Below are 15,942 nucleotides of genomic sequence, written 5' to 3'. Positions count from 1 at the left end.
GGCCGCGCCCTCACACCGCCAGATGGCCGGGGACGCGCAGATGCCTGCGTCCGACCTCGACGAACTGGGGGTCGCGCTTCGCCGCCCATACGGCTGCGAAATGGCCGATGGCCCATATGGCGAGGCCGACCAGCCAAAGGCGCAGGCCGAGGCCCACGGCCCCGGCAAGCGTCCCGTTCATGATGGCGATGGCGCGCGGTGCGCCGCCGAGCAGGATATGCTCGGTCAACGCCCGATGGACCGGGACCGAGAAACCCGGCACCGCGTCGAGCTGTTCGAGGCCGCCCGCCATCAAACGAGCGCTCCGCCGCCGAACGAGAAGAACGACAGGAAAAAGCTCGATGCGGCGAAGGCGATGGACAGGCCGAACACGATCTGGATCAGGCGGCGGAAGCCGCCGCTGGTATCGCCGAAGGCCAGCGTCAGGCCGGTCACGATGATGATGATGACGGCGATGATCTTCGCGACCGGCCCCTCGATGGATTCGAGGATGGATTGCAGCGGCGCTTCCCAGGGCATCGACGACCCCGAGGCGTGGGCGGCCGGGGCCATGAAGAGGCTGACATAGGTGACGGCCGCGGCCGTGGCGACGTGGCGACGGATGCGCATGGCATGACGGATCATTCGGGGTCTCCAGTTCTGGTGGGGGTTGCCAAGGGGCTGAGATGCGTGATGCGGTAGTCGCCGTCCGGCCCCAGCCCTTCGACGCGGGCGAGTTCGGCCAGCCGGCGCGCGGAACCGCGCCCGGAAAGGACGGCAACAAGGTCGATGGTCTCGGCGATCAGCGCGCGCGGGACGGTGACGACGGCCTCCTGAATGAGCTGTTCAAGACGGCGGAGCGCACCGATGCCGGTGCCTGCATGGATGGTGCCGATGCCGCCGGGGTGTCCCGTTCCCCAGGCTTTGAGCAGGTCGAGGGCTTCCGATCCGCGCACCTCGCCGATGGGGATGCGGTCGGGGCGCAGGCGCAGCGAGGAACGGACCAGATCGGAAAGCGTCGCCACGCCGTCTTTCGTCCGCATAGCGACAAGGTTGGGCGCGGCGCATTGCAGCTCGCGCGTGTCCTCGATGATGACGACACGATCCGCGCCCTTGGCGACTTCGGCCAGAAGCGCGTTGGTCAGTGTGGTCTTGCCGGTGCTGGTGCCACCCGCCACGAGGATGTTGGCGCGGGAAGAAACGGCCGCGCGTAACGTCGCGGCTTGGTCGGCAGACATGATGCCGGCCGCCACATAGTCATCGAGGCTGAACACCGCGACAGCCGGCTTGCGGATGGCGAAGGCCGGCGAGGAAACCACCGGGGGAAGCAAGCCTTCAAAGCGTTCGCCGCTCTCGGGAAGTTCGGCCGAGACGCGGGGACTGCGGGCATGAACCTCGACGCCGACATGGTGTGCGACCAGGCGCACGATGCGCTCGCCATCGGCCGGCGACATCGTTTCGCCCGTATCCGCCAGCCCTTCGGAAAGACGGTCGATCCAGATGCGGCCATCCGGGTTCAGCATGACCTCGACCACGGCCGGGTCTTCCAGAAACCGGGCAATGGCCGGGCCGAGCGCGGTGCGCAACATCCGCGCGCCGCGCTGGATTGCCTCCGGTCTGTGATGTGTGGCAGTCATGTCGGCCCCGCTTTCGACGGGGCGCGCGACAGTCGGTCCCCGCATCGGGGTCGATTAAAAGAACCTGATTTTTGGCCGACTCAACAACTATTTACGCGCGTGCGGCCATCGGCGGTGATCGGCGGCAAATAGGACGGTTTGAAAATTCAGGGTCGGTCGCCATCGGCATCGGACGGCCCCTGCGCGGGAGTGTCCCCAAGCGAATCGACATCGCGCGACAGCTCCTTGAGGAACCTGTCCCCGGTGGCGAGGCGCTTGCCGAGAGTCTGAATGAAACCCTCGAACCGTTCCACGCCTTTGGCACGGGCGGAGGATTGCGCGGTGTCGGAGATCGGCGGGGTGATGGTTAGCCAGAACTGGACGAATAGCGAAAGCGTCTCGCCGAGCACGGCGAGATCTTCGTCGAGGCCGTCCATCTGGCGGCCGAGCCGGTCCATACGGCGCGACATGGCCGCTTCCAGCCGATCCGCCGTGTCGCCGGACAGGAAGGACGCGACGGACGCCTCCACGATTGCGGATTTGGAGACATTGCGGTGCAGCGCCAGCATCTCGACCTGTTGCAGCAATTCCGGGTCGAAATAGACGTTCATGCGGGTTCGCGTGGTCATGGGCAGTTTCCTCAAAGCTCGATCCCGTCATCGGGGTTCATCGACGCCTGCCGGGCAACCGCGCGCATACGCTGACGCAGGGCGCGGGCCTTGACCGCGTCCAGGTCCGGCTCGTCGTCAAGGATGTCGAACTCCCGCGCCGGAGACGGCGGCGGAACGATTTCCTCATGCTCGGGCAATTCCGGTTCGCGGCGGATGCCGGCATTGGCCGGATCGCCTTCCGTTCCGCTAGCCATGGACTGGGCATCGCCCTTCGCTGCGACCACGCGGCTCGACCAATCGTCGGATGACGGGTTCGTGGCGGGGTCGGAAGCCGGATCGGGCGGAGCCAGGAGGCGTTCGGTGAAGCGCACATCCTCGTAGTAACGAGCCTTGGTGGCGCGGATCGGCGGCGTGCCCGCGACCATGACGATTTCATCGGTGGGCGGAAGCTGCATGATCTCGCCCGGCGTCATCAGCGGCCGCGCGGTTTCCTGCCGGGAAACCATCAAATGCCCGAGCCAGGGTGCGAGGCGATGGCCGGCATAGTTCGTGGAATCGCGGAGTTCCGTTGCGGTGCCGAGCGCATCGCTCACCCGCTTGGCCGTGCGTTCGTCGTTCGTGGCGAAGCTGACGCGGACATGGCAGTTGTCGAGGATCGAATTGTTCTGCCCGTAGGCGCGCTCGATCTGGTTGAGGCTCTGCGCGATCAGGAAGGATTTGAGGCCGTAACCCGCCATGAAGGCGAGCGCCGATTCAAAGAAGTCGAGCCGGCCGAGCGCTGGAAACTCGTCCAGCATCAACAGTAGGCGATGGCGCTTAGCGGACGTGTTCAAGTCCTCGGTCAGCCGGCGGCCGATCTGGTTGAGGATGAGCCGGATAAGCGGTTTGGTGCGGTTGATGTCGGATGGCGGCACAACGAGGTAGAGCGTGACCGGCTGGCGGCTGCCGACCAGATCGGCAATGCGCCAGTCGCAACGTGCGGTGACGCGCGCCACTACGGGATCGCGGTAGAGGCCGAGAAACGACATGGCGGTGGAGAGCACGCCCGACCGCTCGTTCTCGGATTTGTTCAGCAGTTCGCGGGCCGACGACGCGATGACCGGATGAACGCCGGCCTCGCCGAGATGCGGCGTGTCCATCATGGCGCGCAAGGTCGCCTCGACCGGACGGCGGGGGTCGGACAGGAAGTTGGCGACGCCAGCCACGGTCTTGTCCTTCTCCGCATAGAGAACATGCAGGATCGCGCCAACAAGCAGGCTATGGCTGGTCTTTTCCCAATGGTTGCGCTTGTCGAGGCTCCCTTCCGGGTCCACCAGTATGTCCGCGATGTTCTGCACGTCCCGGACTTCCCATTCCCCTTGCCGGACCTCCAGCAGCGGGTTGTAGGCCGACGATCTGGCGTTGGTCGGATCGAACAGCAGCACCCGGCCATGCTTCGCGCGAAAACCCGCTGTAAGCGTCCAGTTCTCGCCCTTTATGTCGTGGACGATGCAGCTTCCCGGCCATGTCAGCAGCGTCGGCACCACCAGCCCGACGCCTTTGCCGCTGCGGGTCGGGGCGAAGCATAGGACGTGCTCGGGGCCGTCATGCCGGAGATAGTCCCGGTCGTATCGGCCGAGCACAACGCCATCCGGCCCGAGCAATCCGGCTGCGCGGATTTCCTTGTCCTCGGCCCATCGCGCTGAACCGTAGGTGGCGACGTTCTTTGCCTCCCGTGCCCGGATGATGGACATGAGGATGGCGGCGGCGATGGCGATGAAGCCGCCCGAGGCTGCGATGATCGCGCCTTCGACGAAGATTGCCGGCGCATAGGCGTCGAACGAAAACCACCACCAGAAGAACGCCGGCGGGTAATAGACCGGCAGGCCCGCCAGATCGAACCATGGATTGCCGAGCTGGAGCTGAAAGCCGAGGCGGAACGCCACCCATTGCGTTGCTGCCCAGGTCATCACCAGAACGATGGTGAAGACGACAGCAATCTGACCCCAAAGGATTCGGCCTCCGCGCATACGGGCTCCTGTCTGCAAAAAGGGACGGAGCCGATCAGAGAATAGGCAAATCCACGACAGGCAACAGGAAAACGGATGCGGGAGGGCTGTAGGATACTATCGGCGGCAAATAGGATGGATTACCTTGACCGCCATCCGGCCGGGCGGTTGTCGCCGCGCAACTGGCCGGGCGAATCGCCGCAATGGCTCATATAGCTTGCGAGGTTGAGCAGGTTTTTCAGAGTCGGGCTGCGATTGAACGGCGACCAGACGGCGCTAAAGGCAACCGGTTCGGGCTCATCGGCGAAGGGCAGGAAGATGATGCCTGTCGTTGGCAGCAGCGCCGTCGCGGCTCCGACGATGGTGATGCCAAAGCCCTGTCCGACCATGGATAACAGCGTGCTGCGCCCCACGTCGAAACGCAGGATTGACGGCGTGGGCCAACGCCCGGCAAGGCGCAGCACGATATGGTCGTGGACTTGCGGGCCGGTGCCACTATAGCGGACAAGAAAGGTCTCGCTGACCAGATCGGCCCAAGTGATTGCCGACTGTCCGGCGAAGCGATGCCCATCCGGCAACACAGCTACCAGCGGTTCGGTCCAGATCGGTCGCGTGTGGCAGTCGGGCATCTCGGGTGTGCCGGCGACAAATGCCACGTCCAGCCGGTTGGCGCGAAGCTGCATCGCCGCATCGCGGGCGGTGCCTTCGGTGATTTCCACTTCAATGTCCGGGTGCTCTTCCCGGTATCGCTCAAGCAGGTTGGCGAGGAAACTGCCGGGGATCAGTCCATGGATGCCGATGCGCAAGCCGCCTCGCTCGCCGCGTGCAACCATGCCTGCGGTCTTCACCGCATGGTTGAGTTGATCAACACCGGCCGACACCTGCGCGACAAAGTGCCGACCGGCCTCGGTTAGCCGGACGCCGCGTGCATGACGCTCGAACAGAAGAATGCCAAGGTCCTCCTCCAAGGCTTTTACGCGCGTGCTGACGCTAGAAACGCTGACTCCGAGCGCGTTGGCAGCATGACGAAAATTCAGGTGCTCCGCAACGGCAAGCGCCTGGATCAGCGACGCGAGGGGAATGCGCGACCCTAGCGGGGTCGGCATCCCCGATTGACGATCCATCATTGGCGCTGATCGCCGCCGACGCATCAGCATCTCCCTGTCGGATTGAATCCGTTCGGCGTAAGTCAAATCACAGCCGCTACCGGTGCGCTCGCTCAATGCGTTGCCGGTGGCAGATCACATCAACTTCTCTTGGACGGCTTGGTAGACGGTTCTCACCGTGGGCTGAAAACCGAGACTGCGGGCGAGCGATCCATCGACATGAAGATGCCACGGATTCTCCAGCGGGGCGGATGATGGCTCCAGCGTTTCGCCTACCAGTGCCGCCAGCTCGTAAATGGACGTAGCTGCTTCGTCTGCAATGTTTACGATGCGGCCATCGAACGTGCCCTCAAGGGCAAATTTAATGCCTGTTGCGAGGTCGCGGTGGTGGATCGTGCTAACCTTCTTTGCCGGGTGCCATTTGCCCGCTATCGCATACTTTGGCAGCTCCTCAAGATGACCATCCCGGTCGCCATAAACGAATGGAAAGCGAAGCACCGCCCAGTTGAGTCCGCTTTCCTGCAACTCCTTCTCGGCCGTAACCTTGCTGGCTGGATATGCCTGCTTTGGATCAATCGGATCATCCTCGCGCCCGGGGTGCGTGCCGTCTACGTCATAAACATTGCTGGTGCTGGCGAGGATGAAACGAGCTTTCGGTGCATGAGTCTTCACCGCAGCGATCAGATTGCGCGTCCCCTCTACGTTGCTCTTCCAGATGAGGTCGGTGTCTTGGGTGCGAAAAACCGCAGCGAGATGAATGATGTCGGAGGCGCCTTTCACGGCCCCCACCAAAGTCGAGGGATCAAAGAGATCGCCTTCGACCGGCGTTACGCCGGAGGCAACCTCTTTCCCTCCCCGCACGAGGGCGCGGCAATCCACACCCGCCTCCACGAGACGGGGAAGAAGTCGGGCTCCTACCAGCCCGGTCACACCAGTTATAAAGACCGCCATACGTCAGCTCCTTTGCATAAGTTTTCAAGTTGATCGGTCTCGGTTTTAGAACCTCAACCGTGGAGGTGAGGCGGTGACCATCATTCCGGTCCGCCCGAGCAAGCGGTCACGCATGCTTGTTTCCTCTCGCATTCGATGCTGGAAAAATCCTGCCAGCTAAGGTATCTGTGTAAACGGAATACGATTCCATATATACGGAATCCGATTCCGTTTAGCAAGGCCCGACGAAATGCGGGAAGAAGATGGGCGACGATCGGGAAAGTGAAAGCGACGGCAGACCGGTTCGGGCGGACGCACGACGCAACATTGACGCGCTCCTGCGCGCAGCAGCGGAGGTGTTCGATACGTCAGGCGTGGACGCACCGGTAAAGGAGATTGCCGATAAGGCTGGTGTCGGTGTCGGGACACTGTATCGCCATTTCCCGCAACGGCCAGACCTCATCAAGGCGATCATCCGGCAAGAAGTCGATGCCTGCGCTGACGCGGCCTCGGCGTTTGCAACGAGTCGCCCGCCGGGCGAAGCCCTTGCGGTATGGATGCAACGGCTGGTGGATTTGGTTGCGACCAAACGGGGCTTGGGGGCCGCCCTCCATTCGGGTAACTCGGCCTATCAGTCGCTCCCCGACTATGTGTTCAGCCGGCTGACGCCCGCGTTGCGGGGGCTACTCGATGCGGCCTCGGCTGCCGGCTCGATACGAAGCGGCGTGGACGCCCATGAATTGTTGCTCGCCAGCATGCGGGTCGCAACGCCGGCCAGCGAGGGTGATACTGCGCAGGCGCGGCGCATGATGGAATTGATAGTGGACGGCCTGCGCTTCGGGGCTACGAACACCGGCCCTGGAGACTGATAAAAATCCGAATATCAGACCCTGTGCATCACGGAAACAGACTACGATGCACTAAAGGCTAATCCCTCTTTGCCGCCCCATCTGCCACGATACTGAACCGCCCTGCACGACACCCATGACCTCGCGGCCGAGCTGACGGTCGATGACGGGGCGCCACGGAACAAGCGTAAACTCATGGCTCTTCTCGACGATTGCGAACTTGCCGCTCGATAGCTGCACGGTGCCGGTGAACTTGCCGCTGACGTTCTCGCCGTCCATGGCGGCGCGGAACGGCAGTCCCTTGCTCTCAGCCATCTCCGCGCCGGCGCGGCCAACCTCGCGCTCGCGCAGCGTGGCAAGAAGGTTGGCCCGGTAGAACACGCGGCCGTCCCGCGCGCGGGTAGCGTCGCCCTGTTCAACATGATGCTCGCGGCGGCGGTCGATGGCCTCGCGCACCTCCTGACCGAAACCTGCCGCTGCAAGGTCAGCGACCTCGCCATGGATCATCCGGCGGTCCAGCCAGGTCACGCCGTCTGCCCCGATCTGCTTTTCCAGATCGAAGGCCGACAGGACGCGAACGCTAGCCCGCCGGGTGCGGCGGGCATCATAGGCGGCGGCACGGCTCTCGAAGTCCTCGGAGATGCGCCATTGGTCGGCGTCGATCCGCTCCGCGATCCCGGCCCGGCGCAGCGCCTCCAGCCGGCGGACATGGGCATCGACATAGCCCTCGTAGTCGCCGCCCGGAACGCGGCCCTCGAACTTCGCCTGCTCCAGATGCCGGCTCGGCCGGTAAATGCCATCCTCGGCGATTGTCGCAATGGTGCGGTCGGACGGCCGGGCCGTCGCCTCGGCACGTCCGATCTCGATGACGCTGCCGATCCGGGCGTCCTCCAACTGCATGGGGTCGATATTGGCGATGTGGTGCGTGCGCCCGTCGATCCCGTCCACGACCACGGTGAGATTGTCGCCCAGCTCGTTGGCGAGATATTTGTCGAGGACGCGGCCGGTGACAGGCGTTGCGGGTGCGCCCTCATGGATGCGGAAGGTCATGGGATCGCGCTCAAGCCCATCGGCGGCGAGCGATCTTTGCATGGTGCGGATGATGTCGCCGCGCTCGCCCAGCTCGCGCAGGGTCGGTTCCAGCCGCTCGTTCAATTCCCAGACACCGGGGGCATGTTCGGTGGCGAGGCCCATCCGCCCCAGCTTGGAAAGCCGACGCAGGCGAAGCGTGCGCTCGAACTGCCGCTTCGGCTCTCCGGGTTCATGGCGCAGGTCAAGGAACCGCCCATCGGCTTCCTCGACCATCGCCCGGTCGATGCGGGTGAAACGGTCCTGATCTATCTCGGCGGTGAGCTTACGGGTTTGCTCGATCTCGCTGACATGACCGAGTTCCAGCGTCGCCAACTCGCAGGCCCGCTCGCGGATACCATGAACGATGTAATCGCCGTTGATGACCAGATCCTCCCCCAGATCGTCCTTGCCGCGGAGGATGACATGCACATGGGGATGGCCGGTATTGTAGTGATTGACCGCCACCCAATCGAGTCGGGTGCCGAGGTCGGCTTCCATCCGGCCCATGAGGTCGCGAGTATAGGTCGTGAGGTCCGACAGCTCTGCCCCGTCCTCGGGGGAGACGATGAACCGGAACTGGTGACGGTCGTCCTGGCCGCGTTCAAGGAAGGCGTCACCATCGGCTCGGTCTTCGGTGCCCGAGTAGAGCTGGCCGCGCTCGCCGTCACGCGAGGTGCCGTCGCGCTGGATATAGCGCAGATGAGATTGCGCCTTCCGGCCCTTTCCAGGGTGGAGGATGTAGCGCTGCTGCACCATGACGCGCCGCGCGCCCGGCTGGCGGTGGCTCCAGCCGCCGCCGAGATTGCGGGTGCGGACGAAGACCGCGCCGCGCCCGCGCTTCACGCCCTTGCCGCTCGACAGGACAACTTGGGAACCGGCTGGCGTTGCTGGGGTGAACGCCGCCGTTCCGAAACCGACGCGGGGTGAGGTGCGGCGCTGCTGCCGGGCGAGTTTCTTCGCCTGCGTCAGAAAGCTCTTGGCCTTGCCCGCGCGTGGCGCATCGGAGCGGATACGGCCGGGCCTTGGCCGGAAGCGGTTTTCGTCATCGGCGCTCATGGATGCGCCTCCGGCCGAAATCGCGGAAAATCGGGCAATCGGCGGCCATAGTGCCGAACGAAACCCCGCAAAGCCAAGACGTTACACGAAGTCGCGGCACTCCGCCGCCCGAAACCTTGGTGCCGGAAACGGTCGCCTAACCAGTGTGCAGACAACAACAATTTCCAAAACTGGCCCGTCATGGTGCCATGTTCTTCAATCTTGCCCTCCCTTCTTACCGCCCTTTCCGTCCTTCCCGCCGGGATTCCAGACGGGCGCAAACCTGCCTGACTGGACACCGGAACGGATCGCGCCGTGCGCTGGATCGCCGTCCTCATGGCGTTCCCTCGTCGTCGGCGCGGGCCACGAAAATGCTGCCGGTTTCCGGCTCCGCATCGACGGGACCGCGCACCGGAACGGTTGCGCGGCCGTCGCCGGATTGCGCCCCGGATGGCGGCGCGGCGACAATCGGCGCGTCGGCCGGGCGCGTGACGAAGAGCGGGGCTTCGCGCCAGTCGGGCGGTGGCGGCGTTGTATCGGGAGATGCCTCGCCGCCGAGGATCGGCGCAAGCGCGGCGACATAAGCCCGCGTCTCCGGTGGCAACGCGCGGCCGGTCGCAAGGTATTCATCGTAGCGACCGGGACCGGCGTTATAGGCCGCCAGCATCGCCGCGACATTGCCGTAGCGGTCGAACATCTCGCGCAGATAGGCCGTGCCTGCGAGGATGTTATCGCGCAGGTCGTAGGGATCGCGGCCGAGCCGATGACGGATGCGCAGGCCCGCCCAAGTGTCGGGCATTACCTGCATCAACCCCATCGCGCCGGCTGATGACACCGCGCGCACGTCGCCCGCGCTTTCGGCGCGCAACACGGCGACAATCCAGTGCTCGGGAATTCCGAAGCGCCGCGCCGCTTCGGCAATGTGGGGGGCGTGGGGATCGACGGCGGACTGAACGGCCGGCGTCGTTTGCGCGATCGCGAAACCAGATGCGCCGCCGAACGACAGAACACCGGTCAATATCAGAACGGCATAGTGCCATACCGCCCTGTCTCCGCCACGACGCCAGCCTGCCAGCGTGCTCGCTGCGGTCAAGGGCAAGGCGCAAGCGCCGGCCGATGGCCGCCCTTGACCTTCGGTGCGCGCGCCGGCCGTCTTGCGCCTGAGCGGGACGGCGGGATGAGACGGCTTTTCCGCGAACAACGGGATGAGGGTTTTGAGCGCGGGGATGACGCGGGATCGCATGGCCTTAGTCCCGCTCGTCGCGCGGTTTCGGACGGTTCCAGTGCAGCGACCACGACGCCTTGTCGTCACCATTCTGGAAGAGATTGGCGCGGATCGGATGCGGGAATGTGGGATCGTCGAGCAGCACGGAAAGGTATTCGCCGGCCTTCTCGCCGGTGCGTTTCCAGGCTGCGCCGACCTCCGGGCCGGTTTCGTCGCTCATGCCGTCGAAGAGGTGAACACGGTAATCCGGCGCGTTCTCCGCGTCTGACGGGTTTGCGACGATGATGATGTCCTGATGCAGCAAGAGCGTCCCGAGGTGTCCGATGAAGCCGGCCTCGTCGCGCGTGAAGTCACCAATCTGGGGCATGACAGTCTCCTTGGCGGTGAGGTTGAAAAACCATCGGCGGGCACCGCTCCCGCCGATGGGGAAGCGGTCATTGGATCGGCGCGCGCCATTCGTAGCGGCCGTCGCCTTCCTCGTCGGTCCAGAGCGGCATCGCCCGGCCGATGACGGAACTTGCGGGGATGGGTCCGAAATAACGGCCGTCGAGACTGTCGCGGACCTCCCAGTTCATCAGGAAGAGTTCGCCGTCGCCGATGGTCCGGCAGCCCTGCCAGACGGGCAGATCGCGGCCGATCCCGTCGCGGTCGAGCGCCTCGCCCATCTCGATCCCGTCCACCGTGATCGTGGATCGCAAACGGCAAACCCGCTGTCCCGGTAGTCCGAGGACGCGCTTCAGGAGCGGCACGCCGCGCCTGACATAGCCGCGTTCGACCATGAATCGCTCCAGCGGTTCGGGCGGCATGACGGCGACCAGCTCCGGCACGTCGAGCGCGTCGGCCGGCCCGACCGTGTAGAAGCCGATGGGCGCGCTGGCCGTGGCGTTCCAGATCAGTTTCGTCGGAAGATCGGCGGCGCTGGCGGCTGCGATGCCGGTGACGGCCAGCGCCGTTACCGCGAGGATACGGCGGCGCGTCACGGGTCAATCCTCTGGCGGCCGAGCCAGGCGGCGTGTCGCTCCGGCGTATAGGCGTGCGGCTCCAGACCGGCAGTCAGACGGTTGTGGACATGCCGCCAGTGCTCCGGGGATATGTCGGCCGGATCGAGGCCGAGCGCTTCCACGGCGTCAATAGCCTGCAAGGCGCGCTGCACCTTCGCCCAGCTATCGAGACGCAACAGGATGTCGCCGCCGGGACGGACGAAGGGCAGCGTCTGGAACGGTTCGCCGCGGCCGATGGCGCGCACGATGTCGATGCGGGAAAGGGTCGTGCCATGCTCGCCGGACGCCCATCGGACAAAGGCGAAGATGCTGCCCGGCGCGAAGCCGACGATGCTGCGGCGGCGGTCGAGGATCTGTTCGTAGCTCTTGCGGCCGAAGCGTATCCAGTGCTCGACCTTGCGCTTCTGGAAGGTCAGTTCGACCAATGTGGTGAAAGGCGCCGGTCCGTCCGGCAGCGGACGGCCGTGCAAGCGGTGGGCCGCATTGCCGGTCATGGTTGATCTCCCTCGGAGGATGGAAATTCGCGCGCCAGCAGATCGCGCAGCATGTCGGTGACGGTGATGCCGCGCCGGAAGGCCGCGACCTTGATGCGGCCGCGCAGCTCGGGCGTGATGTCGATGGTCAGGCGGGCGGTGAACGCCTCGCCGGCGGGCTTGCCTCCCGGCGGCGTTTCGGCCGCCCTGATCCAACTCTCGGGATTGCCCGGCCGGGATGCGAAACCGGGCTTGCGGGTGCGCCCGGTCATGGCGCGGCCCTCCCGATGTGCAGCCGGTCGATCTCGGCGGCCAGCGCCGCGATCTCGCGCGCGGCGGGGCTGTCGTCGTCGATCTCGGATGCAAGCCGGCCGGACTGCGCGGCGTCGGCGAAGACGACGCGCTGGCCGATGGTGGCTGCGAGCAAGGGCGGGTCATGGTCAGCCAACGTCTCGGCCGTCTCGCGGGCGATGATGGTGCGCGCGCTGCAGCGGTTGAGGACGAAGCGGGCGGCCAGCACGGGTCGGTAGATGCGCGCCTCCCTGAGAAGCGCCAGCATCTCGGCCGAGGCCCAGCCATCGAAGGGCGATGGCTGTACCGGGATCAGCACGAGGTCGGCGGCGAGCAGTGCCGAGCGCATGAGGCTGGCGACACGCGGCGGCCCGTCGATGACGATCATGTCGGCATCGCGGGCCAGCTCCGGGGCTTCCCGGTGCAGCGTGTCGCGGGCCAGGCCGATAGTGCTGAACAGCCTCGGCAACCCCTCATGGCTGCGCCGCTGCGACCAGTCGAGCGCGGAGCCTTGTGGATCGGCGTCGATCAGGACGACACGCTGTCCTTGCGCCGCCCAGGCTCCGGCGAGATGCAGCGCCAGCGTGGTTTTGCCGACGCCGCCTTTCTGATTGAGGAACGCGACGATCATGGCGCACCTCGGCGGCTAAAATCAGCACTGGCACCGGCGCCACGGGTCGCGCGTGCGCGCTTCAAAGAAGAAGAGTTAGATTCTTTGTTAGAGTCTTCTATAGAGTCCGGCGCGCGATTTGCGCCTAATGTCCCGATACTGCGTGCGCCTAATGTCCCGATGGGATTCACAGGCGTTTCCACAGGCACTGTGGATAGATTTTCAGGGACGAAGCGCAGCAGTTCGCACCCGTCTTCCCATTCGATCTGGAGGCGATAGCCGGGCAGCGACTGGCGGGTGGTGAGGCGGCGCAGGTCGAGGGCGAAATCGGAAGGCCGCGCCGCGCTGCCGGACTTCCGGTGCAGGTGGGAAATCTCGAACGCCCAGCCCTCGGGCTGGCGTCCGGCGTGCTTGCGGGCGACGCGATACAGCCACCGCTCAATGCCGCCGGTCAGCCGGAAATAGGCCGGGTCGATGGTCAGCACCAGCGAGCGGTCGATGACGCTGTTGTAGAACCATTCGGGCAGGACGAACTCCATGCCCTCGACGCGCCCGGTGCGCGTCGTCATTTCCTCCCACTCGTTGATCCATGAGAATTGCCGTCGCCGCCAATGCTTGCCGTTGCGGATCGTCGTAGCGATGACGGTAGATTGCAGGCGGGCGAGCGCGGCCTTGAGCAACAGGTAATCCCGGTTGCCGGTGGCCCGCCCCACAGCGCGCAGGACCTGGTAAGGCATGAAGCGGAAGAAGCGCGACGTGGCGAAACCGCTGTTTTCGGCCGCGACGATCTGGCTTGCAGCCCAGATCAGCAGATCGGCATCCCAGATCGTCGCCATGCCGTGTTCGGGCATGGCGAATACCTGCACCTCTACATCAGCGGCCCGGTAGAGGATCGGTTTTGTGCGGGGCCGCTTCGCCAATGAGAAGAACGGCCGTTCCATCAGATCGCGCTGGTCGCGCGGGGCAGCGTCGCCGGTCGCGACCACAAAGGGGTCGAGGCGGCTGCGCTCGCTGGTGTCGGTCGGCTGCGCGGGGCTGTCATCGTCGTCGCGCAGCATTCAGCACTCGTCCCGCTCTTCGGGGGTGAGCGGGCGCGCGGCAAAGACGGTGCCGGCGCTTGTGTCGCTGGTGGATTTGCGCGTGCCGATGGCGCTCCAGTCTTCCAGATCGCGCAGGGTATAGAGGACACGGCCGCCGATCTTTCGATAGAGCGGGCCGGTTCCGTAGGTGCGGTGCTTTTCAAGGGTGCGGATCGAAATGCCGAGGAAGCGTGCGGCTTCCTTTGTGCGCAGAAGGCGCGGCGGCAGGTCCGCATTGCGGCGGTTCGCCATGGATTACCTCCGGTTCGTCAGCGGATGGCGCTGCCGATGACGGCGGCGCGCTATGGCGAACCATGGCGAGGGACCGGCGGCCTGTAGCGTGCCGCATTTGGGCACGCGCGCTGGCGGCACCCCCCTCCGGGGCGGGATCAGACTGAAAAGATGGAGAGATTCAGCGTGACAGCGGGGATCGTGCCAATTCGGCGAAGACAATCCGGTGTGGGTCGGTTAAGACTGAACGCGGAGCAGACGCGCTGCTCTGGGGCTTAGTAACCCCTCACGAATGGCTGGTGCTGGCCATGACGGCACCGCACTCCTTGACCTTATGGTCGGGGAGCCCGTGGCGCATGTCCAGGGCTGCCCGCCTAAAGGCCACGGGGCCGTTTCGTGACGGTTACTAACTCCCCGATCACCAGGTCAGAGGGGCCAATTGCGGGGGCGCACCGCAAGCCGCGGCTCTTCCGGTAGAAGGGGAATGACGATGCGAACGCCCGTCGAACTCGATCCCGATGTGGACGATGAAGCGCCAGCGGGAAACGACATCACGCCCTACGACGAAGCGCATTTCGTGACCTATCTGCGGCTGCTCGACGCGAAGGCGGAAGGCGCGGACTGGAAGGAAGTGGCGCAAATCGTGCTGCACCGCGATCCGGTCGGCGACGAGTTCAGGACACGCCGATGCTGGCAAAGCCATCTCGAACGCGCGCAATGGCTTTCGCGTGAGGGTTACAAGCGGATACTGGAACAGGCCGTAGCCAACAAGGCGTGAGATCATCCATAGATGACGGTAGGTCTTCGGCGCGACTACGAATCGATCTTGATCGGATAGTGCAGCAGGAGCCGGTAGCCGCCGCGCATCATGCTGATGCCGTGGGCGACGAGGCGACGCGCCTTGTTCTTGCTCGGGTCGCTCTCGAAATCTTCCTTTGCGCCCCGAAAGCCAAGCAGGACTTCGGCAATCGTCCGATAGCTCTCGCCGCGCAGCCGGGCATCGAGCGCGCGCAGGGACAGGATATGCCATTGCCGGAGCTGGGCGGGCATGTTGCGGAAGTCGGGGCCAGGCGTTCGGCCCTTGATGGACCGCCAGAAACGCCGCGCCGCATGGGCGCGAAGCTCCATGAAGTCGTCCAGAGGCAGTTCGACGGCGTAGAACGCCGCCGCATCCGGCACGGTTTGGGACAGCCAGAATTGATGTTCGATACCATCCGCCTGCCAGATGCCGTGCCAGCCATCGGCGGCGCGGCGCAGGTCGAGGCCGTCGAGATGGGCGAGAACGACGGTCGGCTGGCTTGCCGTCTCATCCGGCTCGGCCGGCACGAGTTTGACGGCTTGGGGCTGAAACCGGGGCGACCAGAACAGCGGGTCGCGGTCAGGCGCGGCGTCGGGATCGTGCGGGAAATCGCAAGCCCCAGCGTCGGGCGAAGGCTTCCAGCTCGGTCGCATCCGGGCGCTTCGCGCGGATGAGAAGCCGGAAATCCTCTCGGTAGTCGTCGTTGCGACGCAGATACTCCCAGGCGAATCCGGCGGCGGGAATCTTTCGCGTGTGCCTGTAGGCCGCCGGCGCCCGCCAATTGATCTTCAGCATGGCGCACCCTCCCTTTACTCACGGGTGCTTGGGGAGACACCCGGACCAAGGAGTTTCGGGCAGGACCTATGCGGGAAATAGTCTGTATGATCTGAATTGTTGTTCGTATATCCAGAACACTTATAGTTATTTTCTTCTTAACAGTGTTTGCGTGATTTTGCGAGCCGGGCGCAGCCCGGCGAGCGCGGCCATGTTTTCGGGCATGGCCGCAACGCCGATCCGCGACACCGGATCGGCGGAAAATTTGTGAACCC

Annotated in this window: 20 protein-coding genes; 2 read left to right on the top strand and 18 right to left on the bottom strand. The window is 64.9% G+C overall.

Features of this window, described 5'->3' with window-relative positions; all coding sequences use genetic code 11:
* Positions 1-10 precede the first annotated feature (10 nt).
* From P73_RS11550 to P73_RS11520, 7 genes are all read right to left on the bottom strand, one after another.
* Positions 11-292 (bottom strand): VirB3 family type IV secretion system protein, encoded by a 282-nt coding sequence (locus P73_RS11550; protein ID WP_043869664.1) that lies wholly within the window; start codon positions 290-292, stop codon positions 11-13.
* Complete coding sequence (locus P73_RS11545) at positions 292-624, bottom strand: TrbC/VirB2 family type IV secretion system protein (protein WP_043869663.1); 333 nt, start codon at positions 622-624, stop codon at positions 292-294. The genes P73_RS11550 and P73_RS11545 overlap by 1 nt, the downstream gene beginning before the upstream one ends.
* Positions 621-1,568 carry a P-type conjugative transfer ATPase TrbB gene (gene trbB, locus P73_RS11540; RefSeq protein ID WP_476727301.1) on the bottom strand — a complete coding sequence of 316 codons (948 nt, stop codon included), beginning with the start codon at positions 1,566-1,568 and terminating at the stop codon, positions 621-623. Before trbB ends, P73_RS11545 begins: the two co-directional genes overlap by 4 nt.
* A 194-nt stretch (positions 1,569-1,762) precedes the next feature.
* A complete protein-coding gene (locus P73_RS11535; protein WP_043869661.1) occupies positions 1,763-2,224 on the bottom strand; it encodes a ribbon-helix-helix domain-containing protein in 462 nt (153 codons plus the stop codon).
* Between the two features lie 11 nt (positions 2,225-2,235).
* Complete coding sequence (locus tag P73_RS11530; protein ID WP_043869660.1) at positions 2,236-4,215, bottom strand: conjugal transfer protein TraG; 1,980 nt, start codon at positions 4,213-4,215, stop codon at positions 2,236-2,238.
* 119 nt (positions 4,216-4,334) lie between these two features.
* The gene (locus tag P73_RS11525) at positions 4,335-5,417 is read right to left on the bottom strand and encodes a LysR family transcriptional regulator (protein WP_245629160.1); all 1,083 of its coding nucleotides are present in this window, start codon (positions 5,415-5,417) and stop codon (positions 4,335-4,337) included.
* A gap of 18 nt (positions 5,418-5,435) precedes the next feature.
* Positions 5,436-6,251, bottom strand: a complete 816-nt coding sequence (locus P73_RS11520) for an NAD-dependent epimerase/dehydratase family protein (RefSeq protein ID WP_043869659.1) — start codon at positions 6,249-6,251, stop codon at positions 5,436-5,438.
* 242 nt (positions 6,252-6,493) lie between these two features.
* Here P73_RS11520 and P73_RS11515 point away from each other — a divergent pair, with 242 nt between their 5' ends.
* Complete coding sequence (locus tag P73_RS11515) at positions 6,494-7,099, top strand: TetR/AcrR family transcriptional regulator (RefSeq protein WP_043869658.1); 606 nt, start codon at positions 6,494-6,496, stop codon at positions 7,097-7,099.
* A gap of 51 nt (positions 7,100-7,150) precedes the next feature.
* On the opposite strand, the gene P73_RS26115 is transcribed toward P73_RS11515, so the two are convergent.
* From P73_RS26115 to P73_RS11470, 9 genes are all read right to left on the bottom strand, one after another.
* A complete protein-coding gene (locus P73_RS26115) occupies positions 7,151-8,272 on the bottom strand; it encodes a DUF3363 domain-containing protein (RefSeq protein ID WP_245629281.1) in 1,122 nt (373 codons plus the stop codon).
* 1,246 nt (positions 8,273-9,518) lie between these two features.
* On the bottom strand, positions 9,519-10,427 hold the full coding sequence (locus P73_RS11505; protein WP_043869359.1) for a lytic transglycosylase domain-containing protein: 909 nt from the start codon (positions 10,425-10,427) through the stop codon (positions 9,519-9,521).
* A 4-nt stretch (positions 10,428-10,431) separates the two neighbouring features.
* The gene (locus P73_RS11500) at positions 10,432-10,776 is read right to left on the bottom strand and encodes a DUF736 domain-containing protein (RefSeq protein WP_043869360.1); all 345 of its coding nucleotides are present in this window, start codon (positions 10,774-10,776) and stop codon (positions 10,432-10,434) included.
* A gap of 67 nt (positions 10,777-10,843) precedes the next feature.
* Positions 10,844-11,389, bottom strand: a complete 546-nt coding sequence (locus tag P73_RS11495; RefSeq protein ID WP_043869361.1) for a S26 family signal peptidase — start codon at positions 11,387-11,389, stop codon at positions 10,844-10,846.
* Complete coding sequence (locus tag P73_RS11490) at positions 11,386-11,904, bottom strand: DUF2840 domain-containing protein (protein WP_043869362.1); 519 nt, start codon at positions 11,902-11,904, stop codon at positions 11,386-11,388. Before P73_RS11490 ends, P73_RS11495 begins: the two co-directional genes overlap by 4 nt.
* Positions 11,901-12,155 (bottom strand): hypothetical protein, encoded by a 255-nt coding sequence (locus P73_RS11485; protein WP_043869363.1) that lies wholly within the window; start codon positions 12,153-12,155, stop codon positions 11,901-11,903. Before P73_RS11485 ends, P73_RS11490 begins: the two co-directional genes overlap by 4 nt.
* Positions 12,152-12,805: a ParA family partition ATPase gene (parA, locus tag P73_RS11480; protein WP_043869364.1), complete on the bottom strand. Its 654-nt coding sequence runs from the start codon at positions 12,803-12,805 to the stop codon at positions 12,152-12,154. The genes P73_RS11485 and parA overlap by 4 nt, the downstream gene beginning before the upstream one ends.
* Positions 12,802-13,842 carry a replication initiator protein A gene (locus P73_RS11475; RefSeq protein ID WP_043869365.1) on the bottom strand — a complete coding sequence of 347 codons (1,041 nt, stop codon included), beginning with the start codon at positions 13,840-13,842 and terminating at the stop codon, positions 12,802-12,804. The genes parA and P73_RS11475 overlap by 4 nt, the downstream gene beginning before the upstream one ends.
* The gene (locus P73_RS11470; protein ID WP_043869366.1) at positions 13,843-14,115 is read right to left on the bottom strand and encodes a helix-turn-helix transcriptional regulator; all 273 of its coding nucleotides are present in this window, start codon (positions 14,113-14,115) and stop codon (positions 13,843-13,845) included.
* 469 nt (positions 14,116-14,584) lie between these two features.
* Between P73_RS11470 and P73_RS11465 the strand changes: the two genes are divergently transcribed.
* A complete protein-coding gene (locus P73_RS11465) occupies positions 14,585-14,872 on the top strand; it encodes a DNA -binding domain-containing protein (RefSeq protein WP_043869656.1) in 288 nt (95 codons plus the stop codon).
* Positions 14,873-14,907: 35 nt separating this feature from the next.
* On the opposite strand, the gene P73_RS11460 is transcribed toward P73_RS11465, so the two are convergent.
* The gene (locus tag P73_RS11460; protein WP_082033209.1) at positions 14,908-15,546 is read right to left on the bottom strand and encodes a DUF2285 domain-containing protein; all 639 of its coding nucleotides are present in this window, start codon (positions 15,544-15,546) and stop codon (positions 14,908-14,910) included.
* Positions 15,473-15,688: a transcriptional regulator domain-containing protein gene (locus P73_RS26485; protein ID WP_043869654.1), complete on the bottom strand. Its 216-nt coding sequence runs from the start codon at positions 15,686-15,688 to the stop codon at positions 15,473-15,475. The genes P73_RS11460 and P73_RS26485 overlap by 74 nt, the downstream gene beginning before the upstream one ends.
* Between the last annotated feature and the right edge of the window lie 254 nt (positions 15,689-15,942).

Origin of the sequence: Celeribacter indicus (genome assembly GCF_000819565.1) — a bacterium.
Classification (GTDB): Bacteria; Pseudomonadota; Alphaproteobacteria; order Rhodobacterales; family Rhodobacteraceae; genus Celeribacter; species Celeribacter indicus.
Note: the sequence above shows the minus strand (reverse complement) of the source record. Positions and strands in the feature narration are given on the sequence as shown.

Bases quoted from the DNA above. Each gene is read 5' to 3' on its own strand.
- P73_RS26115 (WP_245629281.1), bottom strand. From the start codon at position 8,272: ATGGGCCTCGCCACCGAACATGCCCCCGGTGTCTGGGAATTGAACGAG.
- P73_RS11460 (WP_082033209.1), bottom strand. From the start codon at position 15,546: ATGCGACCGAGCTGGAAGCCTTCGCCCGACGCTGGGGCTTGCGATTTC.
- P73_RS11470 (WP_043869366.1), bottom strand. From the start codon at position 14,115: ATGGCGAACCGCCGCAATGCGGACCTGCCGCCGCGCCTTCTGCGCACA.
- P73_RS11500 (WP_043869360.1), bottom strand. From the start codon at position 10,776: ATGCCCCAGATTGGTGACTTCACGCGCGACGAGGCCGGCTTCATCGGA.
- P73_RS11530 (WP_043869660.1), bottom strand. From the start codon at position 4,215: ATGCGCGGAGGCCGAATCCTTTGGGGTCAGATTGCTGTCGTCTTCACC.
- trbB (WP_476727301.1), bottom strand. From the start codon at position 1,568: ATGTTGCGCACCGCGCTCGGCCCGGCCATTGCCCGGTTTCTGGAAGAC.
- P73_RS11505 (WP_043869359.1), bottom strand. From the start codon at position 10,427: ATGCGATCCCGCGTCATCCCCGCGCTCAAAACCCTCATCCCGTTGTTC.
- P73_RS11485 (WP_043869363.1), bottom strand. From the start codon at position 12,155: ATGACCGGGCGCACCCGCAAGCCCGGTTTCGCATCCCGGCCGGGCAAT.
- P73_RS11475 (WP_043869365.1), bottom strand. From the start codon at position 13,842: ATGCTGCGCGACGACGATGACAGCCCCGCGCAGCCGACCGACACCAGC.
- P73_RS11535 (WP_043869661.1), bottom strand. From the start codon at position 2,224: ATGACCACGCGAACCCGCATGAACGTCTATTTCGACCCGGAATTGCTG.
- parA (WP_043869364.1), bottom strand. From the start codon at position 12,805: ATGATCGTCGCGTTCCTCAATCAGAAAGGCGGCGTCGGCAAAACCACG.
- P73_RS26485 (WP_043869654.1), bottom strand. From the start codon at position 15,688: ATGCTGAAGATCAATTGGCGGGCGCCGGCGGCCTACAGGCACACGCGA.
- P73_RS11515 (WP_043869658.1), top strand. From the start codon at position 6,494: ATGGGCGACGATCGGGAAAGTGAAAGCGACGGCAGACCGGTTCGGGCG.
- P73_RS11490 (WP_043869362.1), bottom strand. From the start codon at position 11,904: ATGACCGGCAATGCGGCCCACCGCTTGCACGGCCGTCCGCTGCCGGAC.
- P73_RS11550 (WP_043869664.1), bottom strand. From the start codon at position 292: ATGGCGGGCGGCCTCGAACAGCTCGACGCGGTGCCGGGTTTCTCGGTC.
- P73_RS11545 (WP_043869663.1), bottom strand. From the start codon at position 624: ATGATCCGTCATGCCATGCGCATCCGTCGCCACGTCGCCACGGCCGCG.
- P73_RS11520 (WP_043869659.1), bottom strand. From the start codon at position 6,251: ATGGCGGTCTTTATAACTGGTGTGACCGGGCTGGTAGGAGCCCGACTT.
- P73_RS11465 (WP_043869656.1), top strand. From the start codon at position 14,585: ATGCGAACGCCCGTCGAACTCGATCCCGATGTGGACGATGAAGCGCCA.